The organism is Candidatus Woesearchaeota archaeon (assembly GCA_016192995.1).
Lineage (GTDB): Archaea > Nanobdellota > Nanobdellia > Woesearchaeales > DSVV01 > JACPTB01.
On the sequence record JACPTB010000003.1, the window covers coordinates 1 to 18,742 of the forward strand.

Annotated in this window: 20 protein-coding genes; 10 read left to right on the forward strand and 10 right to left on the reverse strand. The window is 34.4% G+C overall.

The genetic code is table 11. The features are described from left to right. The first annotated feature begins 474 nt into the window (after nt 1-474). On the forward strand, nt 475-1,125 hold the full coding sequence (locus HYY69_02715; GenBank protein MBI3032362.1) for a hypothetical protein: 651 nt from the start codon (nt 475-477) through the stop codon (nt 1,123-1,125). 3 nt (nt 1,126-1,128) lie between these two features. On the opposite strand, the gene HYY69_02720 is transcribed toward HYY69_02715, so the two are convergent. Both HYY69_02720 and HYY69_02725 read right to left on the reverse strand, forming a co-directional pair. Continuing rightward, entirely contained in the window at nt 1,129-2,949 is a 1,821-nt protein-coding gene (locus HYY69_02720) for a hypothetical protein (GenBank protein MBI3032363.1), read from the reverse strand. A gap of 221 nt (nt 2,950-3,170) precedes the next feature. Next, complete coding sequence (locus HYY69_02725; GenBank protein MBI3032364.1) at nt 3,171-3,704, reverse strand: 2'-5' RNA ligase family protein; 534 nt, start codon at nt 3,702-3,704, stop codon at nt 3,171-3,173. Between the two features lie 208 nt (nt 3,705-3,912). Here HYY69_02725 and HYY69_02730 point away from each other — a divergent pair, with 208 nt between their 5' ends. Together HYY69_02730 and HYY69_02735 are read left to right on the forward strand one after the other, a co-directional pair. Then, nucleotides 3,913-4,764: a tRNA-dihydrouridine synthase family protein gene (locus tag HYY69_02730; protein ID MBI3032365.1), complete on the forward strand. Its 852-nt coding sequence runs from the start codon at nt 3,913-3,915 to the stop codon at nt 4,762-4,764. A gap of 302 nt (nt 4,765-5,066) precedes the next feature. Beyond that, nucleotides 5,067-5,414 (forward strand): hypothetical protein, encoded by a 348-nt coding sequence (locus tag HYY69_02735; protein ID MBI3032366.1) that lies wholly within the window; start codon nt 5,067-5,069, stop codon nt 5,412-5,414. 31 nt (nt 5,415-5,445) lie between these two features. Here the strand turns inward: HYY69_02735 and HYY69_02740 are convergent, their stop codons facing one another. After that, a complete protein-coding gene (locus HYY69_02740) occupies nt 5,446-5,631 on the reverse strand; it encodes a hypothetical protein (protein ID MBI3032367.1) in 186 nt (61 codons plus the stop codon). 231 nt (nt 5,632-5,862) lie between these two features. Beyond that, the gene (locus tag HYY69_02745; protein MBI3032368.1) at nt 5,863-6,732 is read right to left on the reverse strand and encodes a hypothetical protein; all 870 of its coding nucleotides are present in this window, start codon (nt 6,730-6,732) and stop codon (nt 5,863-5,865) included. Between the two features lie 179 nt (nt 6,733-6,911). Between HYY69_02745 and HYY69_02750 the strand changes: the two genes are divergently transcribed. Then, a complete protein-coding gene (locus HYY69_02750; protein MBI3032369.1) occupies nt 6,912-8,513 on the forward strand; it encodes an HAD family phosphatase in 1,602 nt (533 codons plus the stop codon). 163 nt (nt 8,514-8,676) lie between these two features. Here the strand turns inward: HYY69_02750 and HYY69_02755 are convergent, their stop codons facing one another. After that, the gene (locus HYY69_02755; GenBank protein MBI3032370.1) at nt 8,677-10,164 is read right to left on the reverse strand and encodes an asparagine synthetase B; all 1,488 of its coding nucleotides are present in this window, start codon (nt 10,162-10,164) and stop codon (nt 8,677-8,679) included. A 63-nt stretch (nt 10,165-10,227) separates the two neighbouring features. Between HYY69_02755 and HYY69_02760 the strand changes: the two genes are divergently transcribed. Continuing rightward, nucleotides 10,228-10,668 carry a response regulator gene (locus HYY69_02760; protein MBI3032371.1) on the forward strand — a complete coding sequence of 147 codons (441 nt, stop codon included), beginning with the start codon at nt 10,228-10,230 and terminating at the stop codon, nt 10,666-10,668. Between the two features lie 234 nt (nt 10,669-10,902). Further along, nucleotides 10,903-11,493: a hypothetical protein gene (locus HYY69_02765; GenBank protein MBI3032372.1), complete on the forward strand. Its 591-nt coding sequence runs from the start codon at nt 10,903-10,905 to the stop codon at nt 11,491-11,493. A gap of 5 nt (nt 11,494-11,498) precedes the next feature. Here the strand turns inward: HYY69_02765 and HYY69_02770 are convergent, their stop codons facing one another. Further along, nucleotides 11,499-13,529: an Ig-like domain-containing protein gene (locus HYY69_02770; GenBank protein MBI3032373.1), complete on the reverse strand. Its 2,031-nt coding sequence runs from the start codon at nt 13,527-13,529 to the stop codon at nt 11,499-11,501. 202 nt (nt 13,530-13,731) lie between these two features. Here HYY69_02770 and HYY69_02775 point away from each other — a divergent pair, with 202 nt between their 5' ends. Continuing rightward, on the forward strand, nt 13,732-14,007 hold the full coding sequence (locus HYY69_02775) for a hypothetical protein (protein ID MBI3032374.1): 276 nt from the start codon (nt 13,732-13,734) through the stop codon (nt 14,005-14,007). A gap of 4 nt (nt 14,008-14,011) precedes the next feature. After that, nucleotides 14,012-14,422, forward strand: a complete 411-nt coding sequence (locus HYY69_02780; GenBank protein ID MBI3032375.1) for a hypothetical protein — start codon at nt 14,012-14,014, stop codon at nt 14,420-14,422. A gap of 40 nt (nt 14,423-14,462) precedes the next feature. Here HYY69_02780 and HYY69_02785 read toward each other — a convergent pair whose 3' ends face one another. Both HYY69_02785 and HYY69_02790 read right to left on the reverse strand, forming a co-directional pair. Beyond that, nucleotides 14,463-14,591, reverse strand: coding sequence for a Fic family protein (locus HYY69_02785; GenBank protein ID MBI3032376.1), 129 nt, complete (start codon nt 14,589-14,591; stop codon nt 14,463-14,465). Between the two features lie 272 nt (nt 14,592-14,863). Continuing rightward, nucleotides 14,864-15,463, reverse strand: a complete 600-nt coding sequence (locus tag HYY69_02790) for a hypothetical protein (GenBank protein MBI3032377.1) — start codon at nt 15,461-15,463, stop codon at nt 14,864-14,866. A 161-nt stretch (nt 15,464-15,624) separates the two neighbouring features. Between HYY69_02790 and HYY69_02795 the strand changes: the two genes are divergently transcribed. Continuing rightward, nucleotides 15,625-16,227, forward strand: coding sequence for a class I SAM-dependent methyltransferase (locus HYY69_02795; protein ID MBI3032378.1), 603 nt, complete (start codon nt 15,625-15,627; stop codon nt 16,225-16,227). A 358-nt stretch (nt 16,228-16,585) separates the two neighbouring features. Next, a complete protein-coding gene (locus HYY69_02800; GenBank protein ID MBI3032379.1) occupies nt 16,586-16,789 on the forward strand; it encodes a hypothetical protein in 204 nt (67 codons plus the stop codon). Nucleotides 16,790-17,042: 253 nt separating this feature from the next. Here the strand turns inward: HYY69_02800 and HYY69_02805 are convergent, their stop codons facing one another. Both HYY69_02805 and HYY69_02810 read right to left on the reverse strand, forming a co-directional pair. After that, entirely contained in the window at nt 17,043-17,537 is a 495-nt protein-coding gene (locus HYY69_02805) for a flavin reductase (protein MBI3032380.1), read from the reverse strand. 9 nt (nt 17,538-17,546) lie between these two features. Next, entirely contained in the window at nt 17,547-18,332 is a 786-nt protein-coding gene (locus HYY69_02810) for a hypothetical protein (protein ID MBI3032381.1), read from the reverse strand. Nucleotides 18,333-18,742: the final 410 nt, after the last annotated feature.

The following is an 18,742-nucleotide window of genomic DNA, read 5'->3' on the forward strand; positions in this document are numbered from 1 at the left end:
CAATGTTGCTAAAAGTATTTCTATGAACATTTTTAAACCTTTATTTTTATCCATGTATAGAGCGGAGTGGGCGGGACTTCCAAATCTCAAGGGATGCAAGATTTTTGAACCCACATGAGATGGTTAATCTCACCATGGCATCAACATGGCACAATACCAAGTTATGCGACCACTCCATTGCTCAACATGGAAAATTATTTAAATGACAGATGATAACTTTATCTTGATGGTTAATCTCACTGTGGTTTTGCGACCACATTTTTTCTTTTTTATTGCTTTTTTAACAATTAAAAAGACAATTTTAATTTACATTTCACCTTTATAACATCTCATACAAAAAACCAGAGAAATTTTCGATGAAATCAAAAAGGTTTTCGGAAAAAGTAGAAGAATTTTCGAATACTATTTAAGCAATTTGAAAGATTTCCGATTTTTCCGTAATTTTTATAAATCATTTAAATCATAAAACAAATAATGTTTGAAATCCCAGCAAAAGAATATGAAGTATTAAGAACATTAACCACACCAAGAAAGATTCAAGGTTTCATTAATACAATTCCTTGTAATTTTGAGGAAGAAGGCGATACTTGCTTATCTCCGTTAATGGTTATGCGTCAGAAAAGAGCCCATTGCATTGAAGGTGCAATGGTAGCTGCAATTGCATTAAGAATGCAAGGTTTTGAGCCGTTAGTCGTTGATTTGGAAGCAACCAAAGATGATTTTGATCATGTTATTGCCGTCTTTAAACAGCATGGATTTTGGGGAGCAATTTCTAAAACAAATCATGGTGTTTTACGATATCGAGATCCTGTATATAGAGATATTCGGGAATTAGTTATGTCCTATTTTCATGAATACTTTATTAACCAAAATGGCAAAAAAAGTTTACGACGTTATACACAACCAATTAATTTAGCAATGTTTGATGCTCAAGGCTGGATGACTGCTGAAGATAATGTATGGTATGTCTCAGATTATTTAACCAAAGTTAAGCATATTGAGATTCTAACAAGGACCCAAATTGCTTCATTAAGAAATGCATCAATAACTGAACGTAAAGTTGGAGAAATAGTGCAATGGCAGAAAAAAGGTAAAAAAACTATTGAACTCTTTGAAGAAGTATAGCCCCTATACTTCCTTAAAAAGCTTTGCAAGTTTATCAGCTTGTTTTTCAAGACGCTGTTTTTGCTGCCCCAATTTATCTATTTGGATTTGTAATCGCTCCTGTGTTGCTTTACTATCAAGCTCCTGCATAATTGCAGTTAAATCTTCTATTCTTTCTTGCAAGTCACCAATATTCTCTTGAATTTCACTCAATGCTGATACTTCACGCTGCTTTTCTTGTTCTTCAAGGAATCCAAAAAATCTTCTAAATTTATACCATAACGGTTTATTCTCTTCAGCCTGCTCGAGTTCTTTTCCTTCATCAATAACGGTGAGCAGACCAGTCATTTCTGTTTCCAGTTCATCTTCTTGATCATCTGGAAATTCTTGACGCATAAGTTCCATCATTTGTTTAACAGAATACACATCACTTCCTTCAGGCAGCTCTTCTATATCTGCTGTTTTTAATTTACAATTATAGTCTATTGCTCGTTTCAGCATGATTTTTAGTTCTTTTTCACTAAATTGTTCTTGGCATTGTTGAGCTTGCTGGCTCATTTGCTTGCACGTTTGTTCTGCTTGTTCGTTACAACCCCTATTTATCTCTGATTTCATAGCACAAAACCGCATCATCATAGGCATTTGACCTTGAGCATATCTTTCACAATGATAACGTCGTATTTCATCAGGATTATCCATCCCTGGATTAGCCCGTTTCATACATAGTTCAAGGTATGACTGCTTAGAACAATGTGCTTTTTGTTCTCCACATCGCTCTTTTTCTCCATTCCAACGCTGCTGGCATGAGTCTTTCATACCTTCATTTTCATAGATAACATCACCTGTTACTGCAGTTAATGTTTCAACCATCTTATCCTGTTGTAGGTCTTCTCGTTGTAGATTTTCTGGAGTTGTTTCTTGTTCACGTTCTTCTACATCTCGACGCGTATCATCTCGTTCTTCATATCTTTCCTCTCTTTGTCCAAAATCATCTCTTCGCTCTTCTTCACGAGAATGTCGTTCAAAACCATTAAAACCGTTGTTATTCATACAAGAACGCATGAATCTGTCTTCATCACATTCCTGGCTACCCTCACAGGTGTATTTAATTTGATCTTGGTTTATTTCCCATTCCTGCTCACAACGCTGGTCACCTTCCTGGGCAGAGCCTTTAAGACATAGCTGAATCATTTTTTCTTTATCAGGAGGGCATTGACTCATCATCGGATCCATGCCTCGATTAAAACCTTGGGAACGCTGTTCACACATTTCTGTCATCCTTTCTCGACAAGTACCCATCATTTCATCCATCTTATTACATGATGTTTTAAGTTCACTTATTTCTTCAGTAAGCTGCGCATATAATCTTTCAACAAGCTGCTCAGGATTATTACATTGTTGTTCATCAGATACAGCAGTTTTTAGTTCTTTCATCATGATTTCTCGAATATCTTTTCTTGGATTAATTGCGGTGTTAAAATCGGAAAATTGATCAAAATTACGCTCTTCCATCATTTTGTCCATATCTTCAAATTGCCTGTTATCTCTATCGCTACTCATCCAAGGATTACGTTGACGTAATTGTTCTATTTGCTGCTGCTTTTCTCCCCAATGTTCTTTTTCTCGGGATTTTTGCATTTCAAACCATGATGCTCTATCGGGTTGTTGATCAAATTGGCGATCGAGAGGCATATCATCGCGAAATGGCATTTCTCTAAAATCTCTCAATTCGTTTCTTCCCATTTGATAATTTCTCATCATAGTATCGCGATCATGATCTTCTGCAACAACAAGATTGACCAATAGAACAATAATTATTACGAGTATAGTTATTAGTTTTTTCATCGGAACACCTCTTCTAGATATTCTTTCGTTAATTAACTATTTAAATCTTATTATAACAATGGCTTCGGTGAAAATCTCGGCATAGCCTCGGTTTTGGTGCCGTGATTATCCCACTTATTTATAAGAAGGAAAAAATTCCTATTGGAATTCCCTTTTTTCTCGCTCATTAATTTGAAAGATAATCACCAGCATGGCACCAAAAACTACATTTTCACCGAAGCCTATAACAATAGATACTCTTTATGAATATGCCAGGCATTATTTTCATGTTTAAGAATAGTGATTTTATCCAAAGAAATAGTTTCATTATAATCTATCTTATTCACATAATTCCAAATATCATTAAATTTAGGTTTAATATCCCTATATGCGAGGGTGGCATGGAGGGTGAGTTCTTTACTTTTCTGACGCTGCCATTGCATCCATGGTAGTTTTTTAAGCTCTTTTAACAATGCATTTATGAGCTTAGTTGCCTGTTGAGAAGGATGAATGTTCTGGAAGATAACGTTGTCATCAAAATGACTGAATCCTTCAATCTTCAATGCTGAAGAATGATGTTTTTTAGCAAATAATTCAAGAAGTTTTTCAACCTCTTCAATTCTGTTTGTTTTGAATGGCTCTTTTAAAGTAATATGAGATGGTATTTTCTTTTGATCTCGATAATGAACATCAAACTTTTCAGCAATATCTTTAACCAGTTTTTCATGAAAAGCTTTTGGCTCACCTTGTAGAAGGTATGCTATAAAGTAGATCATAATAGCATAGATAGCCTTATATTTAAAAAGGTTGGCGTTAGGTTGGCTTCATCCAAAAAATGGTTGCCGCCAGGTTAGCGCCTTCGAAACTTTGCATATTTTAAAGAGTTTCGACCTGAGGGCACTAACCTTATTTTTGGATGAAGCCCGTTAGGTTTAAAAAACTTTTAACAAAACATTCTTAAACACAAGCCAATGATCAGCAATAATGCCTAAATTTCAATTTATGTTAGCGCCTTTAGAAAATACCTCTGATAATGCTTTCCGCAGTTTATGTTATAAGTATGGAGCTGATGTTACGTTTACTGAAATGGCAAGAATAGATGCCTTGGCAAGAGGGAATAAAAGCACATTGGATAAAATTGCTATTATTAATAATGTGCCAACATGGATTCAGATTGTTGGCGCAAAAGAGCAGAAATTAACTGAGTTTCTTCGGCAATACCAGCCGCAAAAAGGGTTTCTTGGTTTTAACTTTAATCTTGGTTGTCCAAGCCCTGATATTATTAATTGTGGTTTAGGGTCTGCATTGATAAAAAGAGTGTCTAAAGTAAGAACACTATTAAAAACTGTTGAAGATTTTGGGTTTAGAACATCTATCAAAATGCGGCTTGGTTTGCATGATTATGAAAAAGAGAAAAAAGTGTATCTCTATTTGATTAAAGATGTCGATACTGATTTTTTTGTTGTTCATCCGAGGACAGCACAAGAACAGTACGAAACAAAACCTGATGAAACTGTTTATGAAGAATGCGTCGCAACCGGTAAAATAATTATTGCTAATGGCGATATTAATACCATTGAAAAAGTTAACGAGTTAAAAGCACTAGGTTTGCACGGTGTTATGATTGGAAGAAATGCCGTGTATGATCCAGCTATTTTTAATAGATTAAAAGGATTAGGATCTCCCTCTTTTGAAGATCTCAAGAAAGAATATCTTAAGCTTTGCAATCATTTTCATACATCTGACAAATACAAAACCAATGTCTTGGGAAGAATTGGCAAAACAGAGCTTACTGATAAAACTAAAGCACAATTGATGAGATTAGTAAGGGGGTAATATAAGTTTATGGCTCTGTTCAGAATCACGGCACCAAAAACTATATTCGGAACAGAGCCAAATTTGCGTACGTAATAAGTCTTCTTTGGTTTTAGCGCCGGTTCAGCTTTTGAAGTGTAGTTTGATTGGATTTTTCTCTCTGGAACTCCGAAAAATCCCCACAACAAGTATAAGAAGAGCTTCACAAAAGTAGGCGCTAAAACCCCAGGCTTATTACGTACAAATTTGCAAAAATTATATAAATTAAAACGTATAAATCCTATAAAAATTAAATTAAATACTTAAAAGCGTGGGGTGAAAATATGACGCATTCAGTTATGCAAAAAGTAGGTAGTTGGGCGTTTATTGTAGGTGTAATCATTGCTTTAGTTGCAGGTTACTGGCCATTAAGCCCTATGATAACTTCAGTATTGTTAGTATTAGGTTTAGTAGTTGGTTTGTTAAATGTAGGTGGTCATGAAACACAACCATTTTTACTTGCAGCAGTGTCATTAGTTATTGTGGCAAGTTTTGGTGGAGATTTACTTTCCAAGATAGAAACTATTGGGCCAGTTATTCAACGTGTCTTAACAACATTGATTAACTTTGTCATTCCAGCTACAATTGTTGTTGCATTAAAAGCAATATATGCGTTGGCTAAGGATGATTAAGAATTTTAGTTTATTTTTTTTATTTGTTTGTTTATTTATTCATTACATCTTCATGTTTGGCAAATTCTTTTTTCATTGTTCTTCTTGCCTCTTCTAATTCTTTTTTAGCTTGATCACTCAGTTCATATTCCTCATCAAATCTTGATTTTAATTCTATTATATCCAATCTTAAATTATTAATATTGTCATTAATTTTTTCCAAGGTTATGCCCACCATTTTCTCACCAATATCAATAAAACTATTAAACCATATAAATATTTTTCGTTCTACCTAGCTCTATAGAAAATCTTCGCTAACGCTCAGGTTTTGGCACCGTGATTATCTCATGTATGTATAACAAGGAAAAAATTCCTATTGGAATTCCCTTTTTTCTCACCTATTGATTGGTTGGATAATCACCGAAATGGTGCCAAAAACTACATTTTCTATAGAGCCGTTCTACCTAGTTTAGGAGAGAAGAAAAGAAAGCACATTTCTAAGATCAGATGCAAGTCCTTTTGGATCAACATAATGGATGTGTTCACGCAAATTAGGATTCTCTCGCACTTTTTCTTCTAAAAAATTTTCCAAAGCGTTGTTATAATTAAATGCAATACCTTTACCACCTATTTGAGCTATTTGTAAAATGCCACCGCTATCGCCCATAGTATCGCCAATATGTGCAATCTGTGCAGGCAGTATTTCTGGAAAATGTTTTCTTGCGTATTCAATTATTAATCTTGCTTTTGCAGTTTCATCAGTAATGCCTAATTCTATAACTCCTGTTGCTTGAATAGAATCATATGAAGAATCATATAAAATATCTGTTTGACTACTAACAGTACCTGTATTCCTCTCTGCAAAGTACTTTCGGACACATTGTTCTAATTCATCTTCTCGCAAAGTTGCCTGTGGATCACCTTCCAAACCAAACTTTAAATAATTTCCAATAAAGCCATGAATTCTAGTTGCTCCTATACTTTCTCGGATGGCATAAATGGTAACTGAATAACCAGTTGAATTTACAACAAAAGGAATAGCTGCAGCAGATAATGCATCAACAAACTCAGAAAAGCCATCAACGTACTTCATATGCATTTGTGTATATTCTATTGCTTGCCGAAGGGTAAGCCTTTTAGTTAACGGTCCAGCATTGGAAAACGCTTCTTCCATGGTTGCAGTACCAGAAGTTTGTCTTTTAAAAACTAGATCAGCAGCTTGAAATTGTGCTTCACCAACATACAATCTAATCATATCACTCATCGTGTGCTGATGAACTAAAGTTCCATTTAAATCTGAAGAAACAAGAGCTATATTTTGAGCTGGTATTTGTCCCATTCATCTTTGCGATACAGATTTTAATAAAAGTGAAGAACGTAAGTACTTCATGAACTACTTGATACCCAATAGTCCTAAGCTTATCATAAAGTAGTATGTTCTTTAATGATCATAATGGTATGGTGACAATAATAGTAACATTTTTAAATAGATATCTATAACTACTTTAAAGTGGAATCATGATTACAAAACTAGCAAAATGGCTTCAGCTTACAGCACAACAAGCTACTCTTGTCCATCTTATTTATGCCCTCCAAGAAAAAAATCTACCGACAAATCCTATTTCACTCGAGAAAGTTTACTTAAGAGAAACAAAAACCTTTATTCAAAAATCAAACTTGTTTACACAGCTTAAATTTCTGCAGGAAAGAGGCATTGTTTCAAAAACTGCTCAATCTAATTATATCCTGCATCTTCGTGGGATTCAAGAAGTATTATATGCGCAAAAACAAGAACTTACTCAAGAAATTGATGACCTTACTCTTTTTACTTCTGAGACACAGGCATTTTTTGATAAAATAGTCAAACCAACAAGCACTTCAGTAACATATCTTACTACAGAAGAACTCTATAAAAACTTAGCCTTTAATCTAAAAAATGCCACTGCATTCTATCTTGGATGTGATTTTCCCCATTATGCATATTCACTTCTTTTATGCGCAAATGCGCAGGAAGCTGCGTATGTTGAAATGCTTACTGCAAGAATCCAAGACAATAATTTTTCATTATTCTGCATTTCTCCTTACCGCTTAGAAAGTTTATCTTACAAACTGCAAGACAAATATAAAAACAAAGATCTTATTAAAGAAGAACTTAAAAATGTCTACGCACATGCACAAACAATCACCATTCAATGTCCAAATATTGATCTGAGGAAATCTCCTACTCCTTTCAATTTTGCTCTTATAGAAAATCCTAAGAATGGAAATACTCTTTTTATGTTTTTAAAAGACTCTAAAGGAGCAGTTACTGGTGGAATTCTTATAAATTCTTATGAAACAACAAAACAAACAAAACAGCATTTCTTAACACAATTAGGGTTGAATCCTATGCTTAAAAAGAGTGAAGATTTTCCTGTTTTTTCAGACGTGGACTTTCTACCTTCATCTGAAATACATAAGAAAAAACTTATTGCTTTCGATGTTAATCGTATTTTTACCGTCAATCATACAACGGTCGAACTTGCAAATCTTATTGGAAGAGAAAAAGCAGTACTTGATTTTATTACTAAACAAATTGAAGGTTTATTGAGTATGCAGGAAGCAATTATCGAGAGTGCCAGATTGTTAAAGGGTTTATCAGTCAAAGAGATTGAGAAGTTGCTACCATACGTAACGCTGATGAAAAATGTTAAAAAAGGTATTCTTAAACTAAAAGAGGCAAATTACTATCTCGTTGCAATTTCTTCTGGATTTAGTCATCTTGTAACACCTATCTGCAAAGAGCTTGGCATTGATGAGGTTTATTGCAATGTTTTAGGAGAGAAAGAGGGAAAATTAACTGGAGAAGTTATTGAAAGAAATGTCCTTGCTGATGACGTAAAGTATTATATTGTGAAATATCTTCAAGAACGACTTTCTATTCCGCAAGAAAGAAGTATCGGTGTAGGTGATGGATATTCTGATATTCCTCTTTTAAAATCTTCAAAGAAAAGAATTTGCTTCAATCCCAGTAAAAAAATGAAAGAATTGTTTAAAGCTGGGGATCCAGCAATAACTCACTTAGTTGAAGAACCAGATTTTATGAACCTTGTAGAAGAGATTCTTAAAAATAAAGATTAAAGAGAACTTTGCAAAATGCTCGCAAAGCTCGGGTTACTGCCAGTTCGCATTGAGATTTTTGTTTAACAAAGCAATTTTCTCTCTGGAACTCCGAAAATTGCTCGATAAGTCTTTCGAAAATGCTCACGAAATTGGCAGTAACCATAATTTTGCAAAGTTCTCATCACTTTGTTGACCCATGTAAATGCTCAAGATACTCCTTCTTCCCTTTGAAACTATGTTTCTTAGCTAATTTCTCTAATCCTTTATCAAAGTTACTGCCATATTGCGCAGCTAGTTTTGGTCGCTGGCAAATATCTTTTGCTAAACCAAGATATTCAGCAACTTCTCGAAGAATAATCTTTTTCTGCTCTTTGTTGATTTTATATTGTTCTGGTATCTGCAAAGCAAAATTGATAAGTTTTTTATCCAAAAATGGCAGCCTTAATTCAATAGTATGGTACATAGTGATCAAATCATCCCTATACAAATCTCTTTCCCACATGCTAAGCAGTCCACGTAGACATTCCTTATTTATTTCATTATTTTTGTAAATGAAATTATTCTTTTTCAACACTTCAAAATGCCGGTTATAACCAGCAAATAATTCTTCACTTCCTAAACCAGAAAGGACCACTTTCATACCATCTTTTTGCGCCATGTTGCAGCAATAATAAAATGGCAGCGCAACTCCTACTTTCACCGGATCAGTTGATTCTATAATCTCCATTATTTTAGGAAGATCATGTTCTAGCTTGTTCAATGAAACTATTGTTGTTTTTAAGATAAAACCATATTTCTTTGCTATTTTTTGAGCATGCTCTAAATCTGGAGCTTTTCGCGTATTGCCGTCTTCGAAAGCAGCAGTATAACAAATGCTCTTATGGCTTTTCTTCTTCGATAGAAAAGCAAGAAAGGTTGAATCTATGCCTCCAGAAAACAATATGCCGTATTTTTTTAAGGGAGAGGTTCTCTCCTTAAAGGCATGAAGCAATGCAGCTGCTAATTTTTTTTTAATATTATTTCTATTTAGTTTAATTAATTTTATTTTTTCAAGGGTAATTTTTTTATTTTTTATTTTAAGAGCATGAGTTTTAGTGTTATAAACAATATATTTTTTGGGATCAAGCAATACTCCTTGGTGATCCAGTATCTTGTTTTCAGAAGCAAAAGCAAAGGTCTGATCATCATAATAATAACAAAGTGGTTTTTCACCGAGCATATCTCGTGATACTACAATCTGATTTTCGCTTTGATTCCAATAAGCATAACTAAAAACACCGTCAAGTTTTTCTTCAGCATCAATACCTAAATACTCTAACATCTCCAGCAAAATCTCAGCGTCATTTTTTCCGTTTAGACGATACTTTTTTTTAAGCTCTTTCCAATTATAAATTTCACCATTCATCACCAGCTTGTTTCCCGTATCATGATTCATAATTGGCTGTTTTATATTTCCAACTAATGCATGCAATGCATGGATCAAAATTCCTTGTTCTTTCTCTTCATTGCTTATGCTTGCCAGCTTCTCCTGCAATAATGAAAAATCATCTGTTTTAAAAGCATATTTTTTCGTGCAGAAGCCACTTCCATCGTTTCCTCGCTTTTTGAGAAGGATTATATTCTTTAAAAATTCCTGTTTTTTTCCAAAAACACCGAAAATACCGCACATAATATAAAAATAGTTTGTATCATTTATAAACATTTATATAGTATCAATACCATCTCTTCATAGATGGCATTGATACAAGAAAAAAAGAAGATTCTGATCGTAGATGATGAATATGTTATCAGAGAATTAGTAGCATTAAGCCTAGGCAAGGATTATGAACTGATCAAAGCTGAAAATGGAGAACAGGCATTAAAACAAGCGCAGCTAAAACCAGATCTTATTATTCTTGATATTATGATGCCTGGCATGTCTGGTTATGATGTTTGCTATCGTCTTAAAAATGATCCTGTTACCAAACAAATCCCCATTATGATGCTGACGGCAAAGCATGAAATGGAAGATTTACGTCAAGGAATTAAAGTCATGGTAGATGAATTTCTTACTAAACCTTTTGAACCGGAACAGCTTAAAAAAATAGTTGACCTATGGTTTCAAGAACCTAGACAACTCCGTTCAAAAGCATTGCATAAATATGGCAGTCAACTCCATTATGTAAGAGGATAGCAAGCGGCTTTGGTGAAAATCTCGGCATAGCCTCGGTTTTGGCATCAGTTCAGCTTGTGATGAGTATATTTGATTGGATTTTTCTCTCTGGCACTCCGAAAAATCCTCGCTGATAAAACTGAAGAGCTTCACAAAAAGATGCCAAAAACTGTATTTTCACCAGAGCCGTAGCAAGCTTCTCTTTATTAAATAAGAAATCGCAACAATAATAAATACCTCTTATTTCTTCATGGTATGCCCTTCGCAACTAAGAAACAACAGTACCTTAAACAACTTGAAGATAATCTTAAACAACAGAAAAAAGATAAATCAAAAAAAGGATTTCCCGATGAACAGATTAAAGAGTTGCTTGCGCAGATTAATAACAATGATAATTATTATACCACTAGTTCTTGCGCCGGGAGAACAGTGATTATACGTTTAGGCAAGGGCAATAAAAAAGATAAGAGTGAGTGGTTGTTTTCAAGCCATAAACCAGTACAGAAAATCAGCGAAACTATTATTGAAAAGATAACAGGAGATTGCTGGCTGAAATTTGAACCATGTATTCTCCATGTTTGTTGTAAAGATCTTGAAAGCGCTCTTGCATTTATTGATACTGGAAAAAAGGTAGGATTTAAACGCGGAGGAATCTATTCCATTAGCAAAGACGATAGAATTATTGTTGAAATAAGCGGTGTTGATAGAATTGATGTTCCTCTTGCAAATAATAACGGGCTGCTTGTCAGCAAAGAATATATGCAATTTCTTCTTGATGAATGCAATAAAAAGATGAAGAGAAATAATGAGAGGATTAAGATGTTTTATCAATTATTAAAAAAATAAAAAATTTATTTTCTAAATGCTACTACTAACAAACCCAATATTACGATTGATACTATAACAATAGCAACAATAACCAACATTAAGTAACCATTGCTTTCTAAGAATGATGCTTTTGCTGGTGTTTGCGTTACCACTTGCGCTTTTGCAGGCACTGTTGTGGTTGTTGGTGCAGTTGTTACTACTGTTACTGGTGGTGGAGTAGTTGTTGTTGCAGTTGTCGTAGTTCCACTTGAGGTTGTTATTTTAGTTGCTGAAGGAGTTGTATCAACACCACAGTCTTGAACAACTAAGGTAAGGAATTCTTCTTCAACATCCTTGTTAGCATTGTAGTAAGCATCTACAGCAATTTGATAGTTTCCTGCTTTAACACTGTCGTCAATGTTTAAGGTGTAAGCTTTTCGTCTTAACGTATCTTCATCGTCAGTGACATCTCCTTCATCAAGCTTGAAAAATTCATTGACTTGAATGCCAAGCTCTTGATTGGAAATACTCAATTCAACGTTTTCATCCTTTTCTCCTACATTAGCTACTTCAACCGTTAAGGTTGGTTTTCGCACACAGCTTACCAAGGTTGGATTTAAGGTAAGTTCGCTAAAGTATACTTGGTGTGTTTCTTTGGCAACCTCAACACTAATAGTGCCGTTAAATACATTGTAGTTTTTAGCGCCATCTTTATCATCGCATTTAATGTCTACTTCGAGATCATATTTGCCGTCATCTGCTTCTGTTGGAATTTCGAAGGTGAAGCTTGCATCTTCTTTTTTCTCTGCATCAACATCAAGGTTTTGATCTTGATTGTCTTTATCGCAGTCATCACATAATTCTTCTAATTCAACTTCTACGTCACAATCAGCATCATTATCTATTTTAGGATCATCAGTGCAGAGATTATCTAACGTAAAGTCAATCTCAAACTTTGAGCCAGGCTGCACTTCTATATCTCCTGTTACTTTTCCAGCAGAAACTGAAAGATCTTCTTTACCGCCGCCGGAAACTGCTGCATCAACATCAGTAAATGAGACACACACTTTTTCAGTTACTGTTATAGTGAATGTTTCTGTATCAAAAGCTCCTGTTGCATCTGTTACTTTAACTTGCGCAGTAAATGAACCTGTTGCTGTTGGCACCCAACTAAATTGACCAGCTGTGCTTAAGGTCATGCCTGTTGGACCGGAGACTAGAGCATAGGTTAAAGTATCTCCTGCATCAGCATCAGTAGCTTGAACCGTTGCGCTGAATGTTTGACCTAATACAGCAGAAGTGGTTGATAAACCAGTAATAACTGGATCATCTTTTACATCCAAAACTTCAACTTGGAAACTAGTTTCATCAAAATCAAAGCCATCACTTACTCTTAAAGTACAAGTTGGAAGCGTTTGAAGTCCCTTAGTATTGAAATTGGATGTAGTAGTTATTTTTAATTCAGGCTTGCTTTTACTGCCTGTAACTTCACATTTCACATTGCTTGAACTTTGTGCTGCTACAGTAAATGTAAATAATGTTAAATCATTTGGATTATGTTCTGGATCACTATCGTCTAAATCAAAATCATCAAAATCAATAAGTTTGCTTTGGAATGCGGGAGTTTTGTCTTCAATTAAAGTTACGATACTATCAAAACTTAAGCTTGGTTCATCATTAATAACTGTAACCTGTTTTGATCCAGGTTGTTTGCTATTATCTTTGTCAGTTACGCTTGCTATACAATCGTAAATATGCCCAGGTTTAACTTTATCGTTTTTTGTTGTATCTGCAACGAGATTTAATGAATAAGTTCCTGCAGTAACATTAAAATGTTGACTACCACTTGTTTCAACTAATTTAGAGCCACTTGTAGTATCAAACCATTCAATTGAAACATTAAATGGTTCTCCTGCACCTGTAACTTTAACGTCACACGTTAAAGTATCATCTGTTGCTGGAGATTCTGGTGTTATAACTACATCTACGCCGATAGTGCCTGCAGTAACTGCAGTTGCTACTACGAGTAAACTTAAAAGAAACATTAATACAATTTTTACTTGTCTTAAAACCATGGTTTATACCCCCAATATCTTGCCATAATGGCATGATTATATGCATAATTTATATGTGTAGTTTACACTTAAGTGCTATTATGGAGTAGTCACATGATTTATAAAGTTTTGGATGGATAGGTACTGTTTTAGTCATTAGTTAGTTGTTAAGTATAGTAGAGTTAGAAAAACGTAACATTTTTATATTTCCACTGATTTTAGTGTGTTATGTGCAATAATTGTATTGTATGGAGGAAATAATATGCCCACGTTAACACTATCAATTACTGAAGATCTAAAGAGAGAAATGGAATTATTGCCAGAATTAAATTGGTCAGAAATAGCTCGGAATGCAATTGTAAAAAAGGCTGCTGAATATAAATTATTTAAATCAATTGTAGCAAAATCAAAGCTCACTGAACATGATGCATTAGAACTAGGGAGAAAAGTAAACGAAGGGCTGTACAAAGAATATAAAAAAAAATTGAAAGAGATGTAAAGCAATGCTCCTTGTTGTTGATGCTAACATAGTATTCTCATCTCTTATTGCAGGAAATATCATCGATCTCTTCTTATCAGAAAAATTACAATTAATTGCACCTGAACTATTATTTGTTGAAATGAGAAAACATAAAGAGGATATAAAAGCAAAATCCCATTTTTCCGAACAAGAATTTGAAATTATTCTTTCTGTATTAGAAAAGCGAATTAAGATAATTCCATTGCAAGAGTTCATAATGAACATGACTAAAGCAGAGCAATTATTAAAAGAACATGTAAAAGATGCACCGTACATAGCTCTTGCATTGAGATATAATTGTGCAGTTTGGTCTTACGAAAAATTATTCAAAAACATAAGTGGAATACAATCATTAACAACTAAAGAAATTGCTGAAATAATAAGAAATTACTGATTGAATTATAGAAGTATATCACGATGGTAATCTCAAGCCATCAGCAGGATATTATGCAGATGGTGTTAGGATATTTATGAGAATGTAATATAAAATTGCTTATAACACGCGCTGTTCTCCCATTTCCATCAGAAAACGGATGGATGTTGGTGAACTTGCTATGGATAATACCAGCTAATTCAAGAGGATGGAGTTTTTTTTAATGGTTATTATAAAAAATAACTAATTGTTTCATAAGCGATGCCACTTCTTTGTGAGACGGAGGTTTATGGGATGAACCTGAGATAAGAACATTATGATCTCTATATTTTCCAACCATCTGAACACTCGTATTTATCGTCAAAAGCTCATGGACTTTTAAAACAAAATAAATTTATTGTTTTTTAAATTATTTTGTGGTCATATTAAGAAAAAGAAGATAAAAAAAAGAATCCAAGATCATTATCTTGTTCCAAAATAAAATAATTTTTCAATACTAACATCTGCGGCACTAAAGGAACCTGTTCTCGGATGTGATTCATTAGCTTTAGCTAATGTTGGCCGCGCCATGCCTGTTGAAGGCGAGCTAAGTGCAGGCGCTGTTGATTCTTGAACAGAGCTTTGTTGCAGTGTTGGCTGCTGAACTTGAGAATGTGTTGCTTGTTCTGCCTGATAAGCTTCAACTGCCTGCATCGCCTGCAGTTTTGCATGCAATGATTCAAGTTCAGCTTTTAATTTGTTGACTTCACTGCCAAATAGATTTGCAAAATCCTGCAACACCGTCTCAACTTCTTCTTTAGTATAATAATCTTTTACTACTTTCGGCTGTTCTTGCTCTACAGCTTGCTGCACTACTTGCTGAGCTTGATTTTGATTGACAACAACCATTTTCTGGTCTTTAGTAATTTGAATGTGATGCAATGCTTCCATCTCATCATGATCAGCCTGCAATTCACTTGCCAAATTCGCTGCTTCCAAACGATTCGAAGCCAAGCCATGCCGCGTTAAGGTTTTTGCCAGTTCATTAACCTTACGTAACCGTCCTATGTCTAATACATCCATTTTGTACACCCCTTTTAGCTATTATTTGTGGTTTTCAACACTTAGTATATGATTTTGTATATTAAGATAGAACTTATATATAAATGTTTTTAATTTTAATAATAACCCCTTACGAGTGACTATTCTCAAGATTTAAAAAGACAGGATTCTTCCTGAATAAAATGTCGCTTAATAGTGTTGAAGATTACTGGAACGTTGATGCCCCTAATTGGATTACGGGTTCCCATCCTTTGCTTGCTGACTCAGGTATAAGAGCAAAAGCAATCATTGATGTTTTACAAGATTTTAGATATTTAAGAGCAGCAAGAGATTTACTCGATATTGGTTCTGGAAGTGGAGGTGTTTGTGCATATCTTGAAGATATTGACCCCTATTTTGTTATTGCTATGGATGCAGCGCCTGAAATGTTAAAAAGAAATCCTTCGAGAAGAAAAGTGCTGACAGATGCTAATCAAGAACTTCCTTTTGCTGACGGGTGTGTTGATGGAGTTACGCAATTCTTTTTAAACAGATATTTACATAATCCTTGTCAAAACACTCGGGAAATTGGAAGAGTAACAAAATCAGGCGGAGTAATTTTAGTTATGGACCACACTTATTTAGGACATTCCCTTGAAGTTAAAGAATTCGATCCACAACAAGTAAAACAATCACTTGAAGCAATATGTAGAAGTGTTCATGTAATGCAAGTTTGTCCAGTATTTTCAGATCCTGAAAGTTTCTATCATCGCGGACCAATTTATCTTGTTGTTGGCATTAAATAGTTTACAAGTACTACCAAGTTCACTTCGTAGTAGTCAGAAAAGATTAAATAGAAGTTACTTCTATAAAAGCCGCCCGTATCATAAGAAAAGTTGGCAAGACTTTTCGGTTGTCCTGGAAAGGATGTTACCATAACAACCTCTGTCAAGTGTCTAGCTATAATTAGGATGCCTGGACTATAACTCATCCTAAGAAATCTGCACTTGTTAAGTTAATTTGTGGAGCGAATAAGATAACCTTTCAAACAAGCTGGTAGGTTAAGATTCAGATCAGTAGTTGTTTACGGCACTTATTCACCGAGTCCAGATGCCAGCTTTTTTTATTATCCTCATTAAATCCTTATTAAAGGGTGGAAAGACTATGGTAAGAACAAGAAGAAAAGGTTCGTCAAAGCGTACAATAAATAAAAAGATATCACCTCGAAAAACTAAATACAAGGGAAGGCGTCCCAGCAATAAAAGCAAAGCATCAAAAGTGCAAAAACTGATAAAATTAGCAAAAGCTCGACTGCGAAGCAAAAAAGCGCGCGGAAAGAGCAGAGCTAAGAAGAAAAAAAGAATATGACTTTTGTTGTTTATACTCTTTATTACAGCCTATAAGCAGAAGTATCTTTAGAAGTAAAAATAGTAAAATCATAATAATCTGAAGGTACGTATTAAGTCTTCTTATAGGTTTTAGCGCCGGTTCAGCTTTTTAAGTGGATTTTGATTGGATTTTTCTCTCTGGAACCTCGAAAAATCCTCAAAGTGAATTTAAGAAGAGCTTCACAAAAGTAGGCGCTAAAACCCAGACTTATTACGTACCTCTAAAAATTTTATTATGAGGAGGTTGTTGTAAACTCATTATCAAAAATATGAAATAATCTTTTTGCTTCTGCTTTTTCTTCTTTATGAATTACTTTAGCAACAAAAATAGTGTGATCTTCGCACGCAACTTCATGAACAACTTCGCATTCTAAATAACCAAGAGCGCCAGCGATTTTGCAGCAATCCATGGCACTGGCGTTAAGCTTGAACAATTTTGCTTCTTTGAATTTATCAACATGCAGCCCTGAATGCCTTCCGCAAAACACTGCAGCATCTTTCATAGTATCAGGAATAAAATTAATCACAAATATGTTTGATTCCTTGATGAGTTGATGGGTGAATGTTTTTTTGTTAATGGCAATTGCATACATAAAGTGTTCAATTGAGCAGGGCATATGCCAGTCCACAGGAATGACATTATCAATTATTTTTTCTTTGCCGTATATTTGCGTTTTTCCCCTCGTTGTTACCAGAATTGTTTGCTGCGGCCCAAGCAATGTTCTCATCAGACATCCTCAAGCATACCTGTTATAGAAATACTTTAATATGATTGAATAAAAGACAAGGTATATCAGCAATGGAACAGCATAGATATTAAAGAATGGCATGCTTAAAATATCGAGAAAAATTAAAAGTGGCGATGCATAAAATGCAGAGTTTATAATAAAGCTCCCTGGCAAATCCCATGAGCTAATTCTAGTAATAACATAGGTGATCAAGCTTACCAATAAGATAATGGCAAAATATTTAATAAAACTGAGGAGATAGAATAAGAGAAATAAGCTTGGGAGTATAAGGATGATCGTGTATAATGTTAAAGGATCAGACTTAAAATCATCTGGCAGCAATGTTTTTTCACCAAAAGGAATAGTTGTTGGTTCTTGAAATAAACAATAGCTCTTTACCAATAAGCAAAGTATTGGCTTATGATAAAATAAACCACCTTCATAAGTAAATGATACTAAAGGACTTCTCTTTTGCAGCGGTGCTATCGCAGTTATGTTTTGATCTTCAGCTATTGCCATAATTTGCGCTGAAGACACTACTTCAACCATAATCTTTTGCTGGTAATTAACTAATGATGGTTTGGCAAAAAGAATAATAATAGTGATAGCCAAAAGAACAAGGCATGCTAAAAAAATAACTTTGCCAAGATACGGAATGCTTTTAAAATCATCAGAAGAAGTTTCTTGGTAATATTTGCTTGGTCTGAATGAATTGATAAAATGACGGAAAAAAGTGGTAAACGATGAAGGCTGATTATTAAACATACCTCTGAAAATAGTATCTCTGCGCGGCATAATGCTGTTTTGGGAAGAGAGATTTATAAATATTGTTGAAAATACGTTATTTTACTGAATCTGAACTTGCTTTAGCATAAACAGCCGGATAACTAAAAAAAGTAATTCTAAAATATTCATCATCCAAAATCCTTGCCTTTGTGCTCCTTTTGCATCTCTGCTTTTTTTAGAAAAAAATGAGCAATCTCATTCACATAAAGGGGTATTTGAAAACTGCCAATATACTGGTCTGTGGGCAGGAACAAACGTTGCATATGTTGATGCAGGTAAAACTTTCGAAGAAGAAGTAACAATAATTGATGATCTCGAAGGGATTGTTGGAACCAAGTATTTTATACCACATATACACAGTAAAGAAGTTGGTGGTAAAAGAAGAGAAGCAACATGGATATTCCCAGTACCACCGCAAT

Coding starts and splice junctions, on each gene's coding strand:
- HYY69_02730 (MBI3032365.1), top strand. CDS start 3,913: ATGCCTAAATTTCAATTTATGTTAGCGCCTTTAGAAAATACCTCTGAT.
- HYY69_02795 (MBI3032378.1), top strand. CDS start 15,625: ATGTCGCTTAATAGTGTTGAAGATTACTGGAACGTTGATGCCCCTAAT.
- HYY69_02715 (MBI3032362.1), top strand. CDS start 475: ATGTTTGAAATCCCAGCAAAAGAATATGAAGTATTAAGAACATTAACC.
- HYY69_02805 (MBI3032380.1), bottom strand. CDS start 17,537: ATGAGAACATTGCTTGGGCCGCAGCAAACAATTCTGGTAACAACGAGG.
- HYY69_02790 (MBI3032377.1), bottom strand. CDS start 15,463: ATGGATGTATTAGACATAGGACGGTTACGTAAGGTTAATGAACTGGCA.
- HYY69_02745 (MBI3032368.1), bottom strand. CDS start 6,732: ATGGGACAAATACCAGCTCAAAATATAGCTCTTGTTTCTTCAGATTTA.
- HYY69_02800 (MBI3032379.1), top strand. CDS start 16,586: ATGGTAAGAACAAGAAGAAAAGGTTCGTCAAAGCGTACAATAAATAAA.
- HYY69_02760 (MBI3032371.1), top strand. CDS start 10,228: ATGGCATTGATACAAGAAAAAAAGAAGATTCTGATCGTAGATGATGAA.
- HYY69_02765 (MBI3032372.1), top strand. CDS start 10,903: ATGCCCTTCGCAACTAAGAAACAACAGTACCTTAAACAACTTGAAGAT.
- HYY69_02725 (MBI3032364.1), bottom strand. CDS start 3,704: ATGATCTACTTTATAGCATACCTTCTACAAGGTGAGCCAAAAGCTTTT.
- HYY69_02755 (MBI3032370.1), bottom strand. CDS start 10,164: ATGTGCGGTATTTTCGGTGTTTTTGGAAAAAAACAGGAATTTTTAAAG.
- HYY69_02780 (MBI3032375.1), top strand. CDS start 14,012: ATGCTCCTTGTTGTTGATGCTAACATAGTATTCTCATCTCTTATTGCA.
- HYY69_02750 (MBI3032369.1), top strand. CDS start 6,912: ATGATTACAAAACTAGCAAAATGGCTTCAGCTTACAGCACAACAAGCT.
- HYY69_02735 (MBI3032366.1), top strand. CDS start 5,067: ATGACGCATTCAGTTATGCAAAAAGTAGGTAGTTGGGCGTTTATTGTA.
- HYY69_02810 (MBI3032381.1), bottom strand. CDS start 18,332: ATGCCGCGCAGAGATACTATTTTCAGAGGTATGTTTAATAATCAGCCT.
- HYY69_02720 (MBI3032363.1), bottom strand. CDS start 2,949: ATGAAAAAACTAATAACTATACTCGTAATAATTATTGTTCTATTGGTC.
- HYY69_02740 (MBI3032367.1), bottom strand. CDS start 5,631: ATGGTGGGCATAACCTTGGAAAAAATTAATGACAATATTAATAATTTA.
- HYY69_02770 (MBI3032373.1), bottom strand. CDS start 13,529: ATGGTTTTAAGACAAGTAAAAATTGTATTAATGTTTCTTTTAAGTTTA.